The following is a 20,189-nucleotide window of genomic DNA, read 5'->3' on the forward strand; positions in this document are numbered from 1 at the left end:
GACGTGAGTAGCACAGTGGCAGACACTCAGATCTCCCAGGGTAAGACACGCGACCTTCACACCTATACCTGCCGCATCTACGACGCTACCTGCTGTGCAAGTATTGGGCGTTGACGATATTGGCCGTCTTACCCGATAGCGCCGCCTCGTATGCGATTTCTGTTCGTCAGGTCTGTGCTTTGCCTTCGGCTTCCTTCAGATTCCACCTCGCGGTGGACACCCTTGCCGTTCAGCTAACCGTTCCCCTTGCCGGGTCGGTAGAGGACTTGCACCGCCAAGTCATCCCATTGCCACCACAGCTCAGGGAATAGCGCCATCAAGGCGCTGCGCGCCATGCCTGGCGCACCAAAGAAAAAAGCCCTAAAGCATCAGCTTCAGGGCTTTTTGGCATTCTGCAATTATAACCTAGACCGATCAGGCCCAGTGTAGCAGGCTACGGCATCAGGTTTTGAACTGACCCACTATCTTTTGAAGTTCATTCCCAAGCTTGGCTAATTCCGCGCTGGAGCTGGCGGTATGCTGAGTGGCCGAGGCGCTGTCTTCACCAATGTCCCTGAGCCGGGTAACACTGCCACTTATCTCGCTGGCGACGGAACTTTGCTCAGTCGCAGCGGCGGCGATTTGCTTGTTCATCTGGTCAATCGTCGAAACGGCTTGTGCGATCTCACCCAGCAATGTACTGGCTTCGCCGGCCAGGCTGACGGTATCTCCGGTCAGCTTGAGACTGCTTTCCATTTCCTTTGCGGCTTTGCTTGAAACGCTTTGCAAGCTACCAATAAGGCTTTCAATTTCGGTTGTCGAGTTCTGGGTGCGGCTGGCAAGGGCTCTTACCTCATCCGCAACTACGGCAAACCCCCGACCCTGCTCTCCCGCCCGCGCCGCTTCAATAGCCGCGTTCAACGCCAGAAGATTGGTTTGCTCAGCCACAGCCTTAATAACGTCAAGAATTTTACCAATCTCCTGGCTTTCGGTATTGAGCTTGTTGACGGAACCGGCCGACTGCTCGATAACGTCTTTCAGTTGATTGATCTGAATGACCACCTTACGAACGGTATGATCGCCTTCCTGGGTCTTAAGATCGGCACCCGCAGCAGCCGTGGATGCCTGGCCAGCACTTTCTGCAACGGCCACAACCGATGCCGCCATTTCCTCGACCGCCGTCGCCGTTTGATCGGTCTCGGCTTTTTGGCGCTGAACGCCGTTGCTGGTGTCTTCGGTCACTTGGGAAAGCTGCTCGGCCTCTAGCGCAACCTGAGTAATGCTTTCACTGATTTTTCCGATCAATTCTCTGAGTCTTTGGGTCATGTCCTGCATGGCAAGAGAAAGCTGGCCCAGCTCATCTTTTCGCGTCACTTCGACCGTTTCCGTAAGATCTCCCGCAGCAATACGCTGAGCCATCAGCACGGTACTTCTGAGAGGAACCAGAATCAGGCGTGCAATAAAGAAGGCTGATAGCAGCCCAAGCGCAATAGCACTGCCGCTGATCACACTCAATGTAACGTAGGAATTCCGGCTCACTGAATCCATGATGGATTGCTGTTTTCTGGAGGCTTCCTCCGCGTTGGTAAAGACCGCCTCGGCTCCCTGCGCCATCCGGGCTTCAGCCGCTTCGCTAATAGCCTGGGTTTGCTGATAACGTTTAAACGCCTGCTGATAACCGGTAAGCGAGGTAATCGCCTTATCCAGCGCTTTTTTCTCTTTACCCTCCTGCCAGCCCGCCAGATCGGTCGTAATCTCGCGGGTTTCGTTAAACGTTGCCTGCCAGCGCTTGAGGGCCTCCGGATCCTGTGTGGTGATGTAAGCAAATTCATTTTGCCGAAGATCGGCAATGTTCCCCGACAGTTCCGCCGACGTTTCAGCCAGGCTCAGAGGGTCTTCGCTAGAGAGTCTTCCAGAGCTCAGAATTTCCCGGGTTCTGCTAAAAAAACCCGTCTCCAGGTTTTTAAACGTACTCAGGGCACCGTTTGCCGTCGTCTCCATGGCCTCTCTGGCGGTATCCGCGTCTCGCCGGGCGGTGATCATTTCTTCAAAGTAGGACAGGTAGTCTTCACTCTGGGAGGCCATTAGTCTGAACTGCTTCTGAAACTCCGGTCTGTCCGTTAACAGGGCAGCGTCTCCAAGCAGGCTGATGGCCTTTGATATTTCGTTCTCCGTTGCTGCTTTTGCATCGTCACTGCCCGTCAGGGCAAACTCCTTCTCACTTTGAAGAGCGTGGTTAAACGATACATTTACCTGGCTGATCGTCGTCATCAGGGCTTGGCGGCTCAATATCGTATTTATCGAGAAAAAGCCGGTCAAAGCGACCGCCATCGTCAGTATCAAAACCAAGCCAAAGCCAATGAAGAGTTTCTTGCTTACCGTCAAATCAGAGAAAAAGCCGGTTATTTTTTTTATCATGACTGGTTCTACTCAAAGTGTCGTTAGTGTGCAACGTTACCTGCCATTGCCGGCGTGTATTAGTGTTTTCGCTGGCATACCAAAATACTCGCCCTGCGAGAAATCAATGCCCAGCTCCAAAACACGATCCTGTACCGCTTCGCTGTGCACGAATTCGGCCACCGTCTTGATTCCCATGCTTCGGGCAAATTGCACAATTCCTTTCGTTACAAGAAACGCCGTGTGGTCCTGCGCCAGATAGCGAATCAGGCTTCCGTCTATCTTGATGAAATCCACGTTCAGCTTGCGCAGATGGGAAAAATTGGAATAGCCGGTGCCAAAGTCATCAATGGCGATCCGGCACCCAAAGGATTTCACTTTATCGATAAAGTGCAAAACGTCGCCGTAATTACCAAGTCCATCGGATTCAAGAATCTCGAAAATCACCCGTTCGCCAACATTGCCCGCCTGCAAATGCTCCAGAATAAGCGCTAAGGTTTCGGGGTCAGTGATATCGACATAGGACAAGTTGATGGAAAATTCGTACGGCTGGGTGGCAAACGCGGCGAACGCCTTTTCCACCATGATCCGGGTAATCTGACGATTAAGCCGCAGTTTATTGGCCACTTCGATGAATTGCCCGGCGGCGATCACGCCATGCTCGGGGTCTTCCATTCTCACCAGGCACTCGTACTTGGTAATTGTGCCCTGCAGGTTGTCGTAAATCGGCTGGAAATACGGCCGCAATGCGTTGGTCTCGATAGACTTCTTGAGGCGTCGCGCCCAATAGATGTTTTTCTCGTAGCCTTTTTCCACTTCCTGGCTTTGGTCATAAAACAGGTACTGACGCATCTGCGCCCGCGCCTGCAAAACAGCAATGGTTGCCTGGTTGAGCAGACGGTCCGGTGCTGCACCGTCGTTACCCGCCCTATGGAACGCAATGCCCGCACTGGTATCCAGGCTTAGGGTCTGCTGCTGCCAGGTAACCCGTTGCGCACAAAGGAATTCGGTCAGCTCACCGGCGAACGTGCGCACCCGGGACTCAGCAACGCCGGGCCCAAGGAGTGCGAATTCATCACTGGACAGACGATAGAGTTCGGGAGGAAGCCCAAAGGGGTGAGAGTGGGTGCCGATAAACAATCGCACCTGCTTACGCATGGCCAACAGCACGGCGTCGCCACACTCATTGCCAAACAGGCTGTTGATTTCTTTGAAACGGTCCAGGTTCAGGAGGATGAGACAGGCGTCTTGGCGGTCCTGTAGGTCTCGCAACAGTCGCACACGATTGGGCAGGCCGGTCAAAACGTCTGTGTAGGACGCCTGTAGTTCACGCATGAGCTGCATGATCCGGTAAAGCAGGTAAAGGCTCAGAACCAGCAAAACCGAACCGGTGATCAGCAGTATCCGGTAATTCGTGTCGCGCATGGGCACCAGCACCCGATCGATCTCGTCCTTTGGCACGCCAGCACCGTAAACCATACCGGCCGGTGTGGTGGCGTAATACAACTCATAGAGTCGTCCGCCCACATCAAGCTGCCGTGTGCGCAGGCGTTTTTCAGGGGCCTGGCTTTCACCGGACACTGACGGGGTGACGGGATCAGTGCTGGTATCAGTTCCCGAAAGATTCGCGGCCAGGATGGCATCAATAAGCTTCTGCTCCTGAACCGGATCTTCGTTCTGGCTGAGACTGGACAGGTTTCGATTATTGCGGTCATTGAGAAAGGCAAAACTGTTTTGCGTGACTCCCATTCGGCTGACCAGATCAACAATCTGATCCGAAGCCCAGTCGATGGTCGCCACGCCAATCAACTCGCCCCCGGTGCTGACTATCGGCTGGGCAAGGGTGAGAACAGCGCGCTCGGTTGCCATGTCAAAATACACCGGTGACCAGTAGGCGGAGGCGCTCGATGCGGGTTTGCGTACGCCGTCCCGCCCCAGGGTGAGGTCAAACCAGCGGGTCTGTCTGAAGTCGGTTGCTTGTGATTGCATTCTGGGGCCGCCAACGTTGGCCTTGACCAGATAGGGCGCGTAGCGTTCGCCAGCTGGCGCGACAATGCCCGGTTGATACCAGAGACCCGCACCGGAGACACCAACCTCACTCTCAAGACGGCTTTGCAGCGTTTTTTCAAGCTGGCTCTGCAGTAGGCGTTGGGCTTTTGGCGAATCCGGCTGTTCACGCGATAGCCGGTAGAATGTCTCGCCGATGGCCGCGAGGGTCGCCACCTCGCGTTCCAGAGAAATTTGGCGGGCATCAATGCGGACCAATCCCGTGAAGAACACATCCCGGATCTGATCACGGCGCAATTCATACATCGCCTGTTGGGAATAGCTCAGGTTAAGGTGAGATAACAAGAACATCCCAATCGCGAACAGCGCTATCAGCAGGAACAGCAGCCCCATGATGGAGTGCATGGCGTAGCTGCTTCTCCAGAAGCCCAGATGGGGCCGCACCCATCCGGACAGGACGGACCACGGCAGCCGTTTAATTGGCATTGGTATCCGCAGTGGCGGTGGCCAGATTGTCGAGCGCGTTTTCCGCTCCGGCATAGCCTAGCCTTACAGCGGTTTTGAACCAATTCGCAGCCGCCTCCTTATCCTGCGCAACGCCAAGCCCCTGAGCGTACATTTCGCCTAGCAGATAGGCTGCCTGGCCGGATTCTGGCGCGGCTTGCCGGGCCCAGCGATAGCCAGCTTCGTGATTGCCCAACGCGCTCTGAATTTGAGCCATGCTTGCCTGCGCACCAACTGCGCCATCTTCAGCAGGGCCGCGACACGCTTTCAGTGCACCACTGAAATTGCGAATCCGCGTGAGCAGGTAGCAGTCGTTTAACTGGCGGGAAACGACAACGCCTTGAGCTTCATCATCGTGTACCTCACTGTTATCGCTCGCGGGTTCAATGACTGGCTGCTGTGGGGGAATTGGTGCCTGCGGTATGGCTTCGAGCCGCGCCTTGTAGGCCGCCACATCCTGCGGACAGGAAAAATCATAGCCACGACGGTACAAAGCCAACCCGGTTTCAGTAATCCCATCCGAGTTATAACGCCGAGCGACCGCGGCACAGCGGCGCTCACGCTCCTGCCTCACTTGAACGACCTGGTCCGTGCGGGCGGGATCATCCCCGTAACGCTGCAGATAATCCGTTAGCGGATCAATGTACGGTTGATCAAAAAGCGGTTTGATTTTCTGATCAGGATCAACAGCAGGAGACCTTTGCCCGATTTTGCTTAGCGCATCGCCGGTGCGACTCAGGAAGTCATTGGTCTTTAAATTGCCGCAGCCTGCGATCAGCACTGCGCTCATCATAATGACAAGCAATCGATACATCGGGTTCACCAGAAATCTAAAAGATTGCGTACGCACCTTGGGAAAACAGGCAAATCTTATTAACTCTAATTCACCTGTTGTTCGATGTCGTCGACGACATTGTAACGTATTGAAACCCGTATCTTTAGACGTAGGTCATTCCTGAGAGGAAGCGAAGAGCAGCGGCCGCTACCCGCACCGGCTACTCCACTGCTTGGTGGCGGGTGCGATGTTCCATTGGAAGATCACAGCACAGGACTGTAAGAATCAGGCAGCGTTTCTTGGCACAACAGCCTGGTATTCGCAATTGGCTACGCCAACACTTTGCTCAGACCGAATTTGATCCGCCGTTGCTCCTTGATTAGCGACCTGGTCTGGGTCAGCCACACATAAGGTGATTGGTATGGCCGGGTCCTGACGTTTTTGCTGGCGCGCTTTGAGCTTTTGCACCCAAACACTAATGCTTTTACGCAGGTATTGGTTGCGAAAATCACGGCTGTTGTTGATGGCGGTGGAGGGTGTGTAGGCCATTGGATGTCTCTTCGAAAAAAGTTGATGAATTTATGACCTGATTTTAGTTTTAGTTAGCTTACTCATCAATACGTCACAGTACTTATCAACGGGCTTTTCGAAGCTATAATTGTTAATATTTGTTTATGCCCATCGTTACATCACCCGAGCAAAACGCCTCCGAAGTCGAGATAGAACAGGCCATCCGCTCAGGCATCGAGCACTACTTTGACGACTGCCGGGCGCGAGTACCTGCGTTTATTGACCGCCATTTCCATTATCCCGGTGCCCTGGCAACCAACCGCATGGCACTGGGGTGGGACATGTTGCGGGCACCTATCAATCTGCTGTGGGCGCCGGTGTACGCCCTGACATGTCTGTTAAAAGTTCTCCTTCCCAAACGAACCGGCCTGATGTGGCTGCACAGTTTGGCCAATCGGGTACCCGCCGGTTTTACCACCAACGTACAACAGCACATCTCGCATCTGATCCTGGTAGACCTGTTGAACAATGGTCAGGAGGGCTCAATTCTGGAGGGCTATCTTATTGAGGCGCTGGAGGCGGTCTATGAGCGCCATACCTACGAAGCGGTCGATCAAAAGCGCTTTGGCAAACTGATTGAACCGCTGGTGGCGGACGCTCTCAGTCAGTACCGGATCACCCGAACGGCGTCTGCCGACATCACCAACAGTATTTCATGCACGGTGTTGGGCGCATTCGCGTTCCAGAAGTTTACGCCGGGTGGCATCGGGCTCGGGGTGGTGCTTGCCTCCATGCTTGCAAAAACCCTGGCCGCCCAGAACTTTATTCTTGGTGAAACCGTCGGCGGCTGGTACTACAGCTGGTTTCCACCAGAGCCTTCGGTGGCCACAACGGCAAGCGTTATGATCGCTGTGATGGCCTCATTGGCAGCGTTTGCGGCCTTCTCCGGCGTTATATTCGACCCGGTTCAGGCGGCCGTTGGCTTGCACCGTCGGCGCCTGCACAAATTACTGGACCACCTGCAGCGAGACGTGACACTCAGCACCCAGAGCAGTTTTCGCCCGAAAGACCAGTTTGTGGCGCGAATTCTGGACATGTTCGACATGATCAGATCGGGTTTGCTCTAATTAACGAAGCGTTAATTAGCCGGGTCTTATCCAAAAGCCAAATCTTTCCCGGTTTTTGCTCTGGCTCTTAAAACAGACCCCACCCCATTTTCAATTTCCAATTTCTGATCACAAGGAGACAGGACACATGACACAGCAACTCCCGGTCATACTCATAACCGGCGGTGCCCAAGGCATCGGCAAGGGCATTGCCGCCTATTTCCTAAACAAGGGCTGGCGAGTTGTGGTCTTAGACCGGGATGCAGAAGCCATCAAGGCATGCAGACAGGATTTCGACAATCCCGACAACCTGCTGCTGATCGAAACGGATGTGTCCCGCGAGCCCGAAGTGGCCTCCGCCGTGGCCGAGGCAGTGCAATGGGGTGAGCGGTTAGACGCAATGGTCAGTAATGCGGGAATCGCGGATCCGGACACCGGCCCCATAGAGGCGCTTGAGCTTGCCCAGTGGCAACGGCGAATCGACGTCAATCTGACCGGCGCCTTCCTGATGGCAAAGTATACTGTGCCGCACCTCCGCCAGAGCCGGGGCAACATAGTCAACATGGCCTCCACCCGCGCCCTGCAGTCCGAGCCCCATAGTGAGGCTTACGCCGCCAGCAAGGGCGGCCTGATCGCCCTGACTCACGCTCTGGCGATGAGTCTGGGCCCGGATGTACGGGCCAACAGCATAAGCCCGGGCTGGATAGATGTCAGTGCCTGGCAGGCCCATGCGCCCTCCGAGCCGCAGCCCTTGTCGGACTCTGATCACAATCAGCACCCCAGTGGCCGCGTCGGCAAACCCGACGACGTAGCAGCCATGGTGGCCTACCTGGTCTCGCCCGAAGCCGGCTTTGTGACCGGCCAGAACTTCGTGATCGACGGTGGCATGACCCGTAAGATGATTTACGAGGAATAGGCTCTTGGGTTTTCGCTGTTAGTCGCCCGAAAGACGGTTGCTGATCAACTTGAGGGAGTAGCGGTTGTTATGCATCAGGCTTCTTTGGGTTCCCGAAAGCCTCGGAATAGCGCCGTTTCATTCTCGCCAGCCGGTATATGGTGAGGAAGTTGGTAACCAACACCATGCCTTCCGCCAGCGTGCCGCCCATTGAGCCGATGGCGATATTGTTCAGCATCCAGGCAACAGCGGCTGCGGCCAGCATTAGCCGCATGGGAATGCCTCGGAGCATGAACATGCCAAAGGTGCCAAAAATAGCCGCAGCAATGGCGAAAAAATCCACCGGGCTGCGCCAGGTGAGTACCGCCGCCACCAGATTCACCGCGAGCACCGCTAACATCACCTGCCAGTTGCCCGCATAGCGCCGCGCCAGCATGATGCGGCCGATCACCAGCAAACTCAGAACCGCCGCCGTCCAGCTGCCGAACAGGGCAAACTGCAGTGCAAAAGCCACATTTGCCGAAATCAACAGCGCCATCAGCCGGTCATCGCGCTTGCTGGCAAAGCCAACAATACAGAAGCCCAGCGCAATAAAGCTGACAATCTGGCCCGCCAGGGCGGTGTAACTCATCTCATCGAATATGGTCATGAACAAAGTCTACGACATACTAATCGTTATACGCCTTACGATAGCTGCCCTGATAATCAAAGATCCGCTCCTGCACCTGCCAGTAGTGCTTCTGTTTGCGGGCAATGACAAAATCCGGTGCCGTTAACAAGGCTTGTATCTCAAGTACCTCATCTGTCCTGCTGAACGCTTGCGGGGCCTGGCCACTCGCGAAACGCCGTCCAAACAGCTTGTTAAACACGTTGCGCTGTGCCGGTTTGCTGAAATCAAATGACTCGCTGAGCTCTTCCCCATCTTCGCCGTGATAAGTGACCCTCAGCTTGCTGCCACCAACACCTAACGTGATACCGGCACAACGAATCACCATGGCATCTTTGAGTTTCAGGGCGTCTCTTAGCTGATCATCCGGGTCGATAATGGCTTTTTTACACTGCTGGCAGTTACGAGCCGCGATGTCATTCTCGGCACTGCAATGAGGGCACTCCTTGAACCGAAAACGGTAATCGCACTGTTGCGGGCGCCCATTCTGCACTGCTGGCTCATCTTCTTCAGCAGGCTCTAGCAGCCCTTGGCAACGGCGGCCGTAGTGTTCGATCACATGGCCCTCACTGTCTGCCTTGCCCCAGAAGATATTGGCAAAACCACAGCCCGGGCAGAATACTTGAACCGGCTCACAATCCGGGTTCGGCCTCTTCTCACCCACTTCCGGGTGGTACAGATTCACACGGTTGCCCGCGTAATCAATCACCAGGCAATCCTCTTTACCCTCGTCCAGACGAAGCCCGCGACCCACAATCTGCTGATACAGGCTAACCGACTGGGTAGGGCGAAGAATGGCGATAAAGTCCACGTGGGGCGCATCAAAGCCTGTGGTGAGCACGGACACATTCACCAGATACTTTAACTGGCGCTGTTTAAAGCGCTGAATCAGCGAATCCCGTTCATTCAGCTCGGTCGCGCCGGTAATCAAGGCGGTTTGGTGTTCCGGCAAGTAGCCGGTGATCTCCTTCGCATGGTCTACCGTTGCCGCAAAGATCATCACCGCCTTACGCTTAACGGCCAACTCCATTACCTGCTCGATAATGGCACGGGTTACACGCTGATGTTTGCCCAGCAGTTCGTTAACGTCTTTTTCGGCGTATTCGCCAAAGCGGTTCTGAGACAGCGCGGAAAAATCGTATTGCGCCACCGCCGCGTTAACCAACTCCGGCTTGGTGAGATACCCCCGATTGATCATATAGCTCAACGGCAGCTCATAAATGCAATGCACAAAGGGCTTGTTCTGCTCTTCACTATCTTCAATACGGCCACGAACAAAACCCCGGTAGTGATAGCGATAGATCCAGCCCATGGCCAAGCGATAGGGTGTGGCGGTTAACCCGAGCACTTTCAAGGAATCATTCTGCTGCTGCAGCAATTCGATGATTGTTTGATACTGACTGCTGTCATCACCACTGACCCGATGGCACTCATCGATGATGATCAACGAGTATTCATCCCTGAACTGATCCAGATTCGCCGATACAGACTGCACACTGGCAAAGGTTACCTGATGCCGGTTCTCCTTACGTTTTAACCCGGCGGAGAAAACGCCGCCCGTTAAGCCATAGCTCTGGTATTTGGCGTGGTTCTGCTCAACCAGCTCTTTTACGTGAGTCAGCACCAGAATTTTACGCCGGGCAAGACGGGCCAACTCGGCAATCACCAGGCTTTTACCCGCGCCGGTCGGCAACACAATAACGGCAGACTCATCCGATTTGCGAAAGTGTTTCAACGTGGCGTCAACGGCTTCGCGCTGGTAAGGCCGCAGCTTAAAAGGAGCATTCATGTTGCAGTGCTTGATCGCTACCGGAGTGAAAGGGCGATCATACTAGCAAATTATGTCCCCGGCCTCATTTGACGACCACAACGCGCCGGCTGCAGAATCGGTAGAACATTTCCGTACTGTCAGGAGATAAATATGATCGATGAGAATGGTATGAAGCATCTAGGCCGCTGCGTTGAACTGGCGACTAAAGCGTTAGACACAGGCAACCCCCCATTCGGTTCGGTACTGGTAGATGAGAAAGGCGCAGTAAGGTACGAGGACCATAATCTGACGGCCGACGGCGACAACACCCAACATCCGGAGTTCGCTATCGCCCGCTGGGCTGCAGCCAACATGACCCCGAATGAGCGTGCAGCATGCACGGTCTACACCTCTGGCGAGCATTGCCCCATGTGTGCAGCCGCCCACGGCTGGGTTGGCCTTGGTCGAATTGTTTACGCCAGCTCCTCAGAACAGTTGGCCTTCTGGCTGGAAGAAATGCATGCGCCACCCTCACCCGTGGCCACTCTGTCAATCAATAGCGTTGTGCCCGGCATGCCCGTGGAGGGCCCGTTTCCAGTGCTGGCCGAGGCCATTCGTGAATTGCACAAACGGTATCAGGACAGCCAAAAATAGATCAGCCCAATACAACGAATCAAAATCCGCCAGCAACGGCGAAGCCATCAAACGCTGGGCGGGTGGATCAAAGACGGCACGCTGCAACATCGAGAGAATATTGCCGCTTCGCATGTTTCAGCTACCGATTATTTCTCAATGATGCCCGCCCGGCCCATGCGCGTGGCCGTGCGATATCTCTTCCGGACTGGCAGCGCGTACTTCGATGATTTCGATATCGAAGGTCAGGGTTTTACCGGCCATCGGGTGGTTGTTGTCGACATCGGCAAACTTGAGGCCGACTTTGGCGACGATCACATGGCGCGGGCCCTGCTCGGTTTTCACTTGGGCGATCATGCCCGGCTTCCAGCGTTTGGCACCCATCAAATGCTTGATCGGCACGCGCTGTATGGCATCGGCCTTGCGCGGACCGTAGGCTTTATCCGGAGTGACGGTGGCGCTGAAGGTATCGCCCGCCTCGCGGCCCTCCAGGGCTTCTTCCAGGCCTTGGATAATGCCGCCGTGGCCATGTAGGTAGGCGTTAGGCTCGCCACTGCGGGAGTTTTCAACAACAGTGCCTTGTTCATCACTAACGCTGTAGTGAAACAAGACCACTTGATTCTTTTCGATTGGCATAGGGTTTCCATCGATGGTTCGAGGCACCTGATCATAACCAAGCACCCTGACACACTTTTAACGCGTGCTCTGCTCGGATATTCAGCCAGCTTTCGGGGTAACCGGCGTTGTATTTGTAGAGGCATATTGCCCACTTTTGCCCTTGCCCACATACTCCACAGCGCCGCCGGACTTTAAAAAATCAGCCGTCTGCTTTTCAATCATGGTAGCCGTTAATGTCGCTTTTGCCGGGGCCTTGCTCATTATATTCTCCAAGTTAACTGTAGGTTTAGTCACCAACTTCAAACGTCCATGATATTCCAAATAGGAAATAATTGTTTGGCATAGGCAGCGAAAACCGAGACACCCCCGCTGCTCGTTGATTAATAGCGACGCAACAAATCACGATAAAGCCGATTGTTCCAGTCCTGAACGATGATCTGGGATCTGAACAATTGCCACAGTTCCCACGAATAAACGATCAAGAGCAAGACGACTGCCGGCCAAACCAACCCAGCGAGAAAACAGCCAATAGCAACAAACAGGGCGCCAAGATCAATCAACCCCCATCGCCAGCGCCCCAGATAAAAATGATGCAACCCGGCGATAAAAAACCAGTTCAATGCGGCGTAGGTATCCGGATCTTTAACCACCTTCCCGGCCTGCCGATAGAATTCTGCCCGCTGCTCTTCCGAAAGCTCCCGAGCTGCCTTTCTGAGAGACTCTTCCTCGGCATCAACGTCTTCTTGTTTCAGCATGCTCCATATCCCACGTTACCGGCTCGATGCATTTACAGATCGCGTCAGGCCTGCTGCACCTTCGAAGACGGTGAAGCGTCAATGCCAGCCCTTTGCGAAGACCGAATTGCCGGATAGCCTCCTCAGAGTACGCAGAGCAACTCGGTTCAAAATTGCAGTCGATGCCAAACCATCGGGTACCGCCTCCGGTGCGTCGATAAAACCCGATGGCCTTCAGCGCCAGCGCCTTCAGCACTTGTTAACGCCCCAACGTAACAATCACAGCTTCACGCTGCCAAAACAGCCAGAAGCGCTTCATCTCCAGAACCTGGAATACAACCTGCCAACCTTCGGAAGCGTAGCGGTTTAATTCCGCTTCAATCTTCTTTAACGGCAAACCGGAGGAACCCAGCAGCAAGGTCCCACAGCCACCCTCCGCGATATGAACCATCTTGTATTCGGTATAATGTTTAACCGTCATAACCTCTCCTTTTTTTAAATAACCCTGTCAGCTACCAGATAAGCGGCCGGCCGCGGCCTGCATAAACGCTGATATGAGCAAATACGCGCTCACCGCCGCCCTCAGGCGTTATGAAACCAAACCCCTTGGCGTCGTTCCATGCCGTGAGTATGCCTTTTTGATTCAATTTACTTCTCCCTTGAGCCAGGGCAATTTGATCCCGCTCGCCAATGGAACATAAGGCCACCCTGGCTTGGCTGGGCATCAACTTCGCATTGATACCTGAGATTATATGAGACGTATGCTGGTTGGGCTTTGATCACCAACCAATGCATGCATTCCGAGGTACCCCGGAATGATTAAACCCCTTCAATGGCTCATCAGAACCACAGTATTTTTGTTGGTTCTGCTGGCAGGCCCCGCATTGATTGCGGCATGCAGTAGTCAGTCTGGCCAGAGCTGGCGTGACACCGATCGCTCCAGCGCAGGCATTGCGCCAATATCCGGACAGCTATCGACGCATACCCCTTCGCGAATGATGGATTACATGCATACGTAATATGGTCGGCTTCTCTGGCAGCGCCTGTTCGTACCTGCGATCACCCAGGCTCAGAAAGGCTTTTCTCTGACCCAGCGTACCAGTGATCAGGTCGCCGGCCTCTTGGCCCGCAACGTATCCTGTAAGGATCGGTTATTTTTCCGTGACGCCACGGCCTTCAATTACTTTGTTGACAGCGAGACCTGCGCTGCGCTGATTGGTGAGAATGACCTTGGCGTAGTTGAACCGGGTACAGCCAGGAAAGCGGCTCCCGGACCATTGGTTACACCGCCAAGACCATCATGAACGTGTTTGATTTTGGACTTGACCCACAGGAAGCCGTCAATGTGCCTCATTCCCAGAATACGAACAGCAGCAGTTCTACCTCAGCAACCGTTCTAGAGGCACCCATCCCGGGCGGTCTGGTCGGCGGCGCCGACATGCGCCGTGATGGCGCAATTGGCGGGCGCTAGACGACTGACTACTCTTCAAGATCACGGAAGGCCGAACGATGAAACTCTTCGGCTTCTTCCGCCTCTTTTACGCCCATTTCCCGAATTTCGGGAACATCGCCGCCCGTCAGGGTTTCAAGCACCGCATGCACACCTTTGGAGAGCGATGTCAGGCTATAGCCACCTTCCAGAACCAAGGCCAGCCGGCCGTCACAGTGCTTGTCGGCGATATCCTGAACAATACGGGTGATTGCCCTGAAACCGTCGTAGGTCAGGTTCATTGCCATATCATTACGGTGGGGATCAAACCCGGCTGAGACTAGAATAAGGTCCGGCTCAAAGTAATCGGCCGCCGGAACCAGGATCTCGCGAAAGACCTTCTCGAAGGCAACGTCGCCTGCGGTTTCGGGTAGCGGAACGTTGATAGTATAGCCCTCGCCCATACCATCTCCGACCTCCTCAAGATGGCCGGACCCGGGATAGAAAGGCGCTGCACAATGGGTGTCAAAGAAGAGCACATCCGGATCGGCCCAGAAAATATCCTGGGTGCCGTTACCGTGGTGAGCGTCCCAGTCAATGATCAGTATCTTTTCACAGTCGAGTTTGGCCTGGGCGTGGGCTGCTGCGATCGCCACGTTGTTTAACAGGCAAAACCCCCGGGCGCGCGCCGGCTCGGCGTGGTGGCCAGGTGGTCGCACAAGAGCGAACGCACTTTGGCACTCACCCTTCACGACACTCTCCACGGCTGCGATGGCGTTGCCGGACGCCGCCGTGGCAGCGTTGATGCTTGCCGGCGAGACCGCAGTAGTATCCTTGTCGAGCCACGCTCGCTTACCCGCGAGTGAAAAAATATGATCCAGATAAGAGGTGATGTGCACTCGTGCCAGCTGTTCGTAAGTCGCAGGGGCCGCTCCACTGACAAACTGAACGCCTTCTATCGGATGCTCATCCAGGTACGCCTTGATGGCAGACAGTCGGCCTGGGTGTTCCGGATAACTCCATTTGAAGTCCAGGCCCTGGAGAATTGACCTCACACGTTTTTCCACCCGACTGGGCATAAAAGGCAGATCCACTTCTGGATTGTGTCCGAGCATCACCTCGTCATAAAACACATTTACACTACGATCACCGATCATGGGTCCTTTCCTTTTCTTATTGTTTCGATTCCGCCACTGCCTGTTTAACCACGGAGGTGAATGCCGCCGCACGAACGCCGGTGGTTTCGAACCCGAGCTTTGTCCAAGCGGCCTTAGCTTCCAGGTTAGAAGCTGAGTATTCGAGGATTAGCTCCGATGCATGATGCTGCTCCGCGAAGTCAACCAGATCCCGCAACAATGCCTTAAAGATACCAAGCTTACGAAATTCGGGCTCTACCCAGACATCATCAATGACTCCGGACTTGAACTCCGTGGCCTCTAACTGCTCCCATATACCCTGACTTCGCCACACATAGATATAGCCCATTCCCACCAGATCCCCGCGTCTACTTTCCGCCACGATCAGCAGTTTGTTGGGATCGTCCAGCGAAGAGTGCAACGTACGGATCAGCCGTTTATACTCGCTTTCCTTCAAATCATGGGGGGGTGCGCCCGTAACATGCAGCGCCAGCTTAGCGAGGAACCCCACCATTACAGGCAGGTCCTCTTCCCGGGCCTCTCTGATGACAAACCCTCTATTCGTTTGCTTTCTTACCACGTGAAACTCCCTCGCGACGGTCGCGAATCCCATACCCAGCGCAGCAAAAAAGATCTGCATTTTGGGAACATAACAGGTCGAACCACTCCTGACACCTTAGTCGCTTGCGGTTCCCCGCACAAAATCGGCTTATGGATTCCCCACCCTCCAAAAATAAATTTGTCCGGGCTTCGCAGGCGTAATCGGCTACCGGCAGTCTGACCCGACGAGAGCCTCGTAATATAGTGTAGGTGCTTGAAAGTCAGGCGCTAACAGTGATCACATTAATGTTTGATAGCTCAGTCGAAAGGAAAGTGAGAGAAGGGTCGGTTTATGAATTACGAACACGCAATTGCAAAGCAAAATTCAAGAAAGGAACATAAATCTACCCCGGTTTCTGCAAAAATTTATCTGTCCCAGTTTTCCGTATACTGATCGGGTTTTGACCAACAACCAATGCATTCAGTCCGAGGTACTCCGGAATGATTAAACCCCTTCAATGGCTCATCAGAACCACGATATTGTTGTTGGTTCTGCTGGCTGGCCCCGCGCTGATCGCGGCCTGCAGCAGTCAGTCTGGCCAGAGCTGGCGTGACGCCGATCGCTCCAGCGCAGGCATTGCGCCACAACCGGGCCAGACTGAAGAAGCCATTGTGCAGGTTTATGGTGCCCGAGCTTATAGTTGGCGCGGCGATTTTGCGATCCATACCTGGATTGCGACCAAAGTGCGCGGAGCATCCACCTACGAGGTTCACGACGTTACTGGCTGGGGTTATACGACGGTGCGGTCCCGCCCCGGTGAGCCGGATACCGCTTGGTACGGCAACCCGCCGATGTTACTGGCAGATCTCCGTGGTGAGAAAGCGGAGGCCGCCATCATCAATATCCGGACAGCTATCGACGCCTACCCCTTCGCGAATGAATACAAAGCCTGGCCCGGGCCCAACAGCAATACCTTTGTAGCCTGGGTAATCCGGCAGGTACCCGAACTGAATGTTGCGCTGCCCAACATTGCCATCGGAAAAGACTATCTCGCTGACGGAGTATTTGCGAAAGCGCCCAGCGGTTCGGGCTACCAGTTCTCCCTCAATGGTTATTTCGGCCTTATGGCGAGCATCCGGGAAGGTGTTGAACTGAACATCCTCGGCCTCAACATTGGTATTGACCCTCTGGCTTTGGCCGTCAAATTACCCGGGATAGGGCACATTGGCCTGCGCGACCCCTGGATGGATCGCTCGACGTGGCACAAAGCGCCGGTTGTGGAGCAGGTTTCAGATGCCGATTGACGGGAGCTTTCCAATGCAAAACAACCTCAGTATCGCAGACCGTGTCCGCAACAGCCTGAAAACACAGTTCATTGCCGACGCCCTGGCGATGCCCGTGCATTGGTTCTACAACCAAATGGATATCGAAAAGGCCTTTCCCGGAGGCATTCAGCGATTCGAAGCCGCACCAGAGTTCCACCCTTCGTCCATTATGTCGCTGCATTCCACGAGCAGCGGTGGTCGCCGCGCCGGTCACCGCCACAAAGCGGAGCCGCAAATTGTGGGGGACGTTATCCTCAAAGGCCGCGCGCAATTCTGGAATGTGCCGAACGTTCACTATCATCACGGCATGATCGCGGGCGAGAACACACTGAATGCCCACTGCAGCCGCGTTCTCATGCGATGTATCGCAGCAGATAAAGGGCACTACCGTACACAGACCTTCCTGCCCGCCTACATCGGCTTTATGACCGCAGATCCTCCGGCGCACCCCGACACCTATGCCGAATCCTACCATCGCGGATTCTTCGCCAATCTGGCGAAAGGCCTGCCGCCCGAGCAATGCGCCATGACAACCCACGACACGCCGTCTATCGGCGGCCTGGTGACGATCGCCCCGCTGGTATTCTCAGAGCGGCTCCGAGGTACGAACGTGCACGACATCCAGGCACTTTGCCGGGAACACCTGGAACTTACGCACCCGGATGAAAGCTTGATGCAGGTCTGTGACCGTTATGTGAAACTGCTTTGCGGCCTGATGGAAGGGCCTGACGAAGAAAGCATTAAGGCGTTGCTGTCGGAAGCCGGCAAGGGCCCAGTGGGCCTGGATATCGCAGCATTGGTGAAACGCAACCTGCCGGACAACCAGGTAGTGGGCCGGATGTATTCGCCAGCATGCTACATCTCAAGCTCCTGGCCGGTTGTTCTGTACCTGGCTTACAAATACCGCAAAGATCCGTGGTTAGCACTGCGGGTAAACACCAATCTGGGCGGCGATAACGTCCATCGGGGCATAGTGCTTGGAGCGCTATTGGGGCTGATCAGTGATGACGTGGCCGCCCGCTGGTTTGATCAGTTGGTGAATTCTGAGGCGATTGGCCGGGAAACTGCTGCGCTGATCAGTGCGGCGACCGCTGCCGACTAGTCAATTTGTGGCCTCGTCGGCGCTTACGGTTTACTTCAGTAACCGGAGTTTCTGCATGATTACCAGGAGTGCTTCAAGCTTATGAATGAAAACAACAAAACCCGAGGCCACGCCGTCCGTGGCGAACAACTGATCGATATTTACCAGGCCCGCCTGGATGTACCTTCGCCCTGGACCGTGATCAGCGATCAGGTCATGGGTGGCGTTTCCAGTTCTGCACTGCAACAGGACGACCGCCATAGCTCGCCCTGCACCTGTTTAACAGGCCGAACCAGTCTTGAAAACAACGGCGGGTTCGTGCAGATGAAGCTTGATATCGAGCCGGGCTGGTTGCGCGCTGACTATCAGGGCCTGTTCATCGAGCTGTGCGGCACGGCCCACGACTATAATCTGCACGTAAAAACGAATCAGCTCGACAAGCCCTGGCAATCCTTTCGCTGCACCTTGCCAGTGCAGCCGCAATGGACTCGATTCATCGTACCCTATGAGCGACTGCGCGCTCACCGTACCGACGCTCAGCTACAACCTGCGGACATCAAAAGCGTTGCCGTGGTGGCCATTGGCAGTGAGTTCAACGTAGACGTTTGCGTGCGACGATTTGGTTTTTTTCTCGAAAGCGAAACAGGTTCAGCGACCCCATAGCCACAAGCTTAATCCACAACACAGTGGTCATTGCATGGCTACAGAAGAATTCAGCTTCGAAGGGTGCTTTAACTGATGATTATAAAACAGGCTGGTCAGCGACACCGACTAAAGACCAAGTTAATTTTTCTTACATGCCTGTTTGCTTTCATGGTCACTGCCTGCGCAGGCTCAAAAAATGTTCGCGAACCTGAAATGTACTTACTCCCGGAAAACTACACGGGGTCTGTCTATGTTGTGTTTGACGTTAATAAAGGACAGGCTCCTGAGTATAACCGCGATTACAGAGTCTACAGACTCCCCGAAAGCGGTGTATTGCTGACTCAAATGCCGATGAATGAAGGTGTGATTGAGGAGGAAAAAGTAAAGTTTTTTGCTATCACGGAAGAAGGCGAAAAAGTTGAACTGAAAAACCAGCTCTACAGCACTATCCACGAAACTGCACAGAACCGGGCCGATAAGAAGACCTACTTATTTGGTGTGGGTCTGGGCTCTCTTGACCTCAAAGATCCGCATTGCACTGTTTTCTATCGAGGGTTTCAGATCGGTACAGAAAGCGACATTCTCGACAGAGACAACTTTTTCCGGCTGAGACCGTATCTGCAAAATCAAGGCATTGATTGCAACGACATTGGCGAGTAATGGAACAATAGTAAGCGACAATAAATCGACTTACTTGCCTTAGCGGTATTGAGCCACTTTACCAAGCCTGCGACTCGGTGCTCCAAGGCATCAGCACTTCCAGTGTCTCCACTGCATCGACCCCCGCAATACACTCCAGCACGTGTGAATATAGACTGGCGGCTTTTGATCTGAGCAGGAATCTCTGGGCCGAAGAATAGTCTGCGCATGGGTTTATTCCTCATCACTCAAAAATAAATCTGCTCTGGTTCGTCAGTCACGGGTTTTCCGTGCCTGAAAGCCGGTAAAAATGAGCAATATTGTCCAAGAAATCCGTCTCACCGAGCGCTACAGTAGGCATCAATCAAGCCACTACCTTGCCTCCGGGAGACTGCGGTGGAACAGGACAGCCAATTTCGGTTTATAAAAAGCGAGCACCTGCCGGATCTGACCGTACTGCGAGCGTCGATGGACAGCTTTGCCTACGACCGGCACGCGCACGAAGAACACTCCTTTGGCGTTACCCTTGCTGGACGCCAAGATTTCTTCAGCAACGGCGTCAACCACCGCAGCACGCCCGGAAATATCATCCAGTTTAATCCGGGTGAGGTACATGATGGCTGCTCTGGCGGTGACGATCCGCTGAGCTGCGTATTCCGCGCCATCGTGACCACCCATTCCGTTTGAACGTGACCGCCTGTTCCAGGCGATCGTGACCGCTCATTCCGTTTTATCGTGACCGATTTCGGGTAGTTTTCCGGAATCGCCGGTCACGATGCCGGAATCATCGGTCACGTTCCCCCGGAATCACTGCCAAC

General features: G+C 54.4%; 24 protein-coding genes. 10 read left to right on the forward strand and 14 right to left on the reverse strand.

Annotation, left to right across the window (positions count from 1 at the left end; genetic code table 11):
- Positions 1-441: 441 nt before the first annotated feature.
- The 4 genes from ENI00_RS15705 to ENI00_RS15720 all read right to left on the reverse strand — a co-directional run bounded on the left by ENI00_RS15705 (position 442) and on the right by ENI00_RS15720 (position 6,211).
- Positions 442-2,397 carry a methyl-accepting chemotaxis protein gene (locus ENI00_RS15705; protein WP_304104423.1) on the reverse strand — a complete coding sequence of 652 codons (1,956 nt, stop codon included), beginning with the start codon at positions 2,395-2,397 and terminating at the stop codon, positions 442-444.
- A 36-nt stretch (positions 2,398-2,433) separates the two neighbouring features.
- Positions 2,434-4,869, reverse strand: coding sequence for a bifunctional diguanylate cyclase/phosphodiesterase (locus ENI00_RS15710; protein ID WP_304104425.1), 2,436 nt, complete (start codon positions 4,867-4,869; stop codon positions 2,434-2,436).
- Positions 4,859-5,701, reverse strand: coding sequence for a hypothetical protein (locus ENI00_RS15715; RefSeq protein WP_304104427.1), 843 nt, complete (start codon positions 5,699-5,701; stop codon positions 4,859-4,861). Before ENI00_RS15715 ends, ENI00_RS15710 begins: the two co-directional genes overlap by 11 nt.
- Positions 5,702-5,947: 246 nt before the next feature.
- Positions 5,948-6,211, reverse strand: a complete 264-nt coding sequence (locus ENI00_RS15720) for a hypothetical protein (RefSeq protein ID WP_304104429.1) — start codon at positions 6,209-6,211, stop codon at positions 5,948-5,950.
- A gap of 125 nt (positions 6,212-6,336) precedes the next feature.
- Here ENI00_RS15720 and ENI00_RS15725 point away from each other — a divergent pair, with 125 nt between their 5' ends.
- On the forward strand, positions 6,337-7,299 hold the full coding sequence (locus ENI00_RS15725; RefSeq protein WP_304104431.1) for a DUF6635 family protein: 963 nt from the start codon (positions 6,337-6,339) through the stop codon (positions 7,297-7,299).
- 127 nt (positions 7,300-7,426) lie between these two features.
- Positions 7,427-8,194: an SDR family oxidoreductase gene (locus tag ENI00_RS15730; RefSeq protein ID WP_304104433.1), complete on the forward strand. Its 768-nt coding sequence runs from the start codon at positions 7,427-7,429 to the stop codon at positions 8,192-8,194.
- Positions 8,195-8,261: 67 nt separating this feature from the next.
- On the opposite strand, the gene ENI00_RS15735 is transcribed toward ENI00_RS15730, so the two are convergent.
- Complete coding sequence (locus ENI00_RS15735) at positions 8,262-8,822, reverse strand: YgjV family protein (RefSeq protein WP_304104435.1); 561 nt, start codon at positions 8,820-8,822, stop codon at positions 8,262-8,264.
- 19 nt (positions 8,823-8,841) lie between these two features.
- Positions 8,842-10,629, reverse strand: a complete 1,788-nt coding sequence (locus tag ENI00_RS15740; RefSeq protein ID WP_304104437.1) for a DEAD/DEAH box helicase — start codon at positions 10,627-10,629, stop codon at positions 8,842-8,844.
- 132 nt (positions 10,630-10,761) lie between these two features.
- Between ENI00_RS15740 and ENI00_RS15745 the strand changes: the two genes are divergently transcribed.
- Entirely contained in the window at positions 10,762-11,244 is a 483-nt protein-coding gene (locus tag ENI00_RS15745) for a nucleoside deaminase (protein WP_304104438.1), read from the forward strand.
- A 135-nt stretch (positions 11,245-11,379) separates the two neighbouring features.
- Here ENI00_RS15745 and ENI00_RS15750 read toward each other — a convergent pair whose 3' ends face one another.
- From ENI00_RS15750 to ENI00_RS18815, 6 genes are all read right to left on the reverse strand, one after another.
- Positions 11,380-11,859, reverse strand: a complete 480-nt coding sequence (locus tag ENI00_RS15750) for an FKBP-type peptidyl-prolyl cis-trans isomerase (RefSeq protein WP_304104440.1) — start codon at positions 11,857-11,859, stop codon at positions 11,380-11,382.
- 81 nt (positions 11,860-11,940) lie between these two features.
- A complete protein-coding gene (locus ENI00_RS15755; RefSeq protein WP_304104441.1) occupies positions 11,941-12,102 on the reverse strand; it encodes a hypothetical protein in 162 nt (53 codons plus the stop codon).
- A 119-nt stretch (positions 12,103-12,221) separates the two neighbouring features.
- Positions 12,222-12,596: a TM2 domain-containing protein gene (locus ENI00_RS15760; protein ID WP_304104443.1), complete on the reverse strand. Its 375-nt coding sequence runs from the start codon at positions 12,594-12,596 to the stop codon at positions 12,222-12,224.
- The gene (gene yidD, locus ENI00_RS15765; RefSeq protein ID WP_304104445.1) at positions 12,574-12,831 is read right to left on the reverse strand and encodes a membrane protein insertion efficiency factor YidD; all 258 of its coding nucleotides are present in this window, start codon (positions 12,829-12,831) and stop codon (positions 12,574-12,576) included. Before yidD ends, ENI00_RS15760 begins: the two co-directional genes overlap by 23 nt.
- Positions 12,832-12,834: 3 nt before the next feature.
- The gene (locus ENI00_RS15770) at positions 12,835-13,056 is read right to left on the reverse strand and encodes a DUF4177 domain-containing protein (protein WP_071267999.1); all 222 of its coding nucleotides are present in this window, start codon (positions 13,054-13,056) and stop codon (positions 12,835-12,837) included.
- Between the two features lie 31 nt (positions 13,057-13,087).
- Positions 13,088-13,300, reverse strand: coding sequence for a cold shock domain-containing protein (locus ENI00_RS18815; RefSeq protein WP_414674271.1), 213 nt, complete (start codon positions 13,298-13,300; stop codon positions 13,088-13,090).
- A gap of 90 nt (positions 13,301-13,390) precedes the next feature.
- Between ENI00_RS18815 and ENI00_RS15780 the strand changes: the two genes are divergently transcribed.
- Positions 13,391-13,594: a hypothetical protein gene (locus ENI00_RS15780; RefSeq protein WP_304104449.1), complete on the forward strand. Its 204-nt coding sequence runs from the start codon at positions 13,391-13,393 to the stop codon at positions 13,592-13,594.
- A gap of 281 nt (positions 13,595-13,875) precedes the next feature.
- Positions 13,876-14,046, forward strand: a complete 171-nt coding sequence (locus tag ENI00_RS15785; protein ID WP_304104451.1) for a hypothetical protein — start codon at positions 13,876-13,878, stop codon at positions 14,044-14,046.
- A gap of 8 nt (positions 14,047-14,054) precedes the next feature.
- Here ENI00_RS15785 and ENI00_RS15790 read toward each other — a convergent pair whose 3' ends face one another.
- Positions 14,055-15,161, reverse strand: a complete 1,107-nt coding sequence (locus ENI00_RS15790) for a histone deacetylase family protein (RefSeq protein ID WP_304104453.1) — start codon at positions 15,159-15,161, stop codon at positions 14,055-14,057.
- 16 nt (positions 15,162-15,177) lie between these two features.
- Entirely contained in the window at positions 15,178-15,720 is a 543-nt protein-coding gene (locus ENI00_RS15795; RefSeq protein WP_304104455.1) for a GNAT family N-acetyltransferase, read from the reverse strand.
- 461 nt (positions 15,721-16,181) lie between these two features.
- Here ENI00_RS15795 and ENI00_RS15800 point away from each other — a divergent pair, with 461 nt between their 5' ends.
- The 5 genes from ENI00_RS15800 (at position 16,182) to ENI00_RS15820 (ending at position 20,058) form a co-directional block, all read left to right on the forward strand.
- A complete protein-coding gene (locus ENI00_RS15800) occupies positions 16,182-16,985 on the forward strand; it encodes a DUF3750 domain-containing protein (RefSeq protein ID WP_304104457.1) in 804 nt (267 codons plus the stop codon).
- Positions 16,986-16,998: 13 nt separating this feature from the next.
- Entirely contained in the window at positions 16,999-18,108 is a 1,110-nt protein-coding gene (locus ENI00_RS15805; RefSeq protein ID WP_304104459.1) for an ADP-ribosylglycohydrolase family protein, read from the forward strand.
- Between the two features lie 81 nt (positions 18,109-18,189).
- On the forward strand, positions 18,190-18,750 hold the full coding sequence (locus ENI00_RS15810) for a CIA30 family protein (RefSeq protein ID WP_304104461.1): 561 nt from the start codon (positions 18,190-18,192) through the stop codon (positions 18,748-18,750).
- 75 nt (positions 18,751-18,825) lie between these two features.
- A complete protein-coding gene (locus tag ENI00_RS15815; RefSeq protein ID WP_304104463.1) occupies positions 18,826-19,392 on the forward strand; it encodes a DUF6843 domain-containing protein in 567 nt (188 codons plus the stop codon).
- A gap of 375 nt (positions 19,393-19,767) precedes the next feature.
- Entirely contained in the window at positions 19,768-20,058 is a 291-nt protein-coding gene (locus ENI00_RS15820; RefSeq protein WP_304104466.1) for an AraC family ligand binding domain-containing protein, read from the forward strand.
- Positions 20,059-20,189 lie beyond the last annotated feature (131 nt).

It is taken from the genome of Marinobacter antarcticus (assembly GCF_011049865.1).
GTDB lineage: Bacteria > Pseudomonadota > Gammaproteobacteria > Pseudomonadales > Oleiphilaceae > Marinobacter > Marinobacter antarcticus_A.

Coding starts and splice junctions, on each gene's coding strand:
- ENI00_RS15750 (WP_304104440.1), bottom strand. CDS start 11,859: ATGCCAATCGAAAAGAATCAAGTGGTCTTGTTTCACTACAGCGTTAGT.
- ENI00_RS15815 (WP_304104463.1), top strand. CDS start 18,826: ATGATTATAAAACAGGCTGGTCAGCGACACCGACTAAAGACCAAGTTA.
- ENI00_RS15715 (WP_304104427.1), bottom strand. CDS start 5,701: ATGTATCGATTGCTTGTCATTATGATGAGCGCAGTGCTGATCGCAGGC.
- ENI00_RS15800 (WP_304104457.1), top strand. CDS start 16,182: ATGATTAAACCCCTTCAATGGCTCATCAGAACCACGATATTGTTGTTG.
- ENI00_RS15705 (WP_304104423.1), bottom strand. CDS start 2,397: ATGATAAAAAAAATAACCGGCTTTTTCTCTGATTTGACGGTAAGCAAG.
- ENI00_RS15805 (WP_304104459.1), top strand. CDS start 16,999: ATGCAAAACAACCTCAGTATCGCAGACCGTGTCCGCAACAGCCTGAAA.
- ENI00_RS15760 (WP_304104443.1), bottom strand. CDS start 12,596: ATGCTGAAACAAGAAGACGTTGATGCCGAGGAAGAGTCTCTCAGAAAG.
- ENI00_RS15725 (WP_304104431.1), top strand. CDS start 6,337: ATGCCCATCGTTACATCACCCGAGCAAAACGCCTCCGAAGTCGAGATA.
- ENI00_RS15755 (WP_304104441.1), bottom strand. CDS start 12,102: ATGAGCAAGGCCCCGGCAAAAGCGACATTAACGGCTACCATGATTGAA.
- ENI00_RS15710 (WP_304104425.1), bottom strand. CDS start 4,869: ATGCCAATTAAACGGCTGCCGTGGTCCGTCCTGTCCGGATGGGTGCGG.
- ENI00_RS15745 (WP_304104438.1), top strand. CDS start 10,762: ATGATCGATGAGAATGGTATGAAGCATCTAGGCCGCTGCGTTGAACTG.
- ENI00_RS15790 (WP_304104453.1), bottom strand. CDS start 15,161: ATGATCGGTGATCGTAGTGTAAATGTGTTTTATGACGAGGTGATGCTC.
- ENI00_RS15770 (WP_071267999.1), bottom strand. CDS start 13,056: ATGACGGTTAAACATTATACCGAATACAAGATGGTTCATATCGCGGAG.
- ENI00_RS15730 (WP_304104433.1), top strand. CDS start 7,427: ATGACACAGCAACTCCCGGTCATACTCATAACCGGCGGTGCCCAAGGC.
- ENI00_RS15810 (WP_304104461.1), top strand. CDS start 18,190: ATGAATGAAAACAACAAAACCCGAGGCCACGCCGTCCGTGGCGAACAA.
- ENI00_RS15785 (WP_304104451.1), top strand. CDS start 13,876: ATGAACGTGTTTGATTTTGGACTTGACCCACAGGAAGCCGTCAATGTG.
- ENI00_RS15720 (WP_304104429.1), bottom strand. CDS start 6,211: ATGGCCTACACACCCTCCACCGCCATCAACAACAGCCGTGATTTTCGC.
- ENI00_RS15740 (WP_304104437.1), bottom strand. CDS start 10,629: ATGAATGCTCCTTTTAAGCTGCGGCCTTACCAGCGCGAAGCCGTTGAC.
- ENI00_RS15780 (WP_304104449.1), top strand. CDS start 13,391: ATGATTAAACCCCTTCAATGGCTCATCAGAACCACAGTATTTTTGTTG.
- ENI00_RS18815 (WP_414674271.1), bottom strand. CDS start 13,300: ATGCCCAGCCAAGCCAGGGTGGCCTTATGTTCCATTGGCGAGCGGGAT.
- ENI00_RS15735 (WP_304104435.1), bottom strand. CDS start 8,822: ATGACCATATTCGATGAGATGAGTTACACCGCCCTGGCGGGCCAGATT.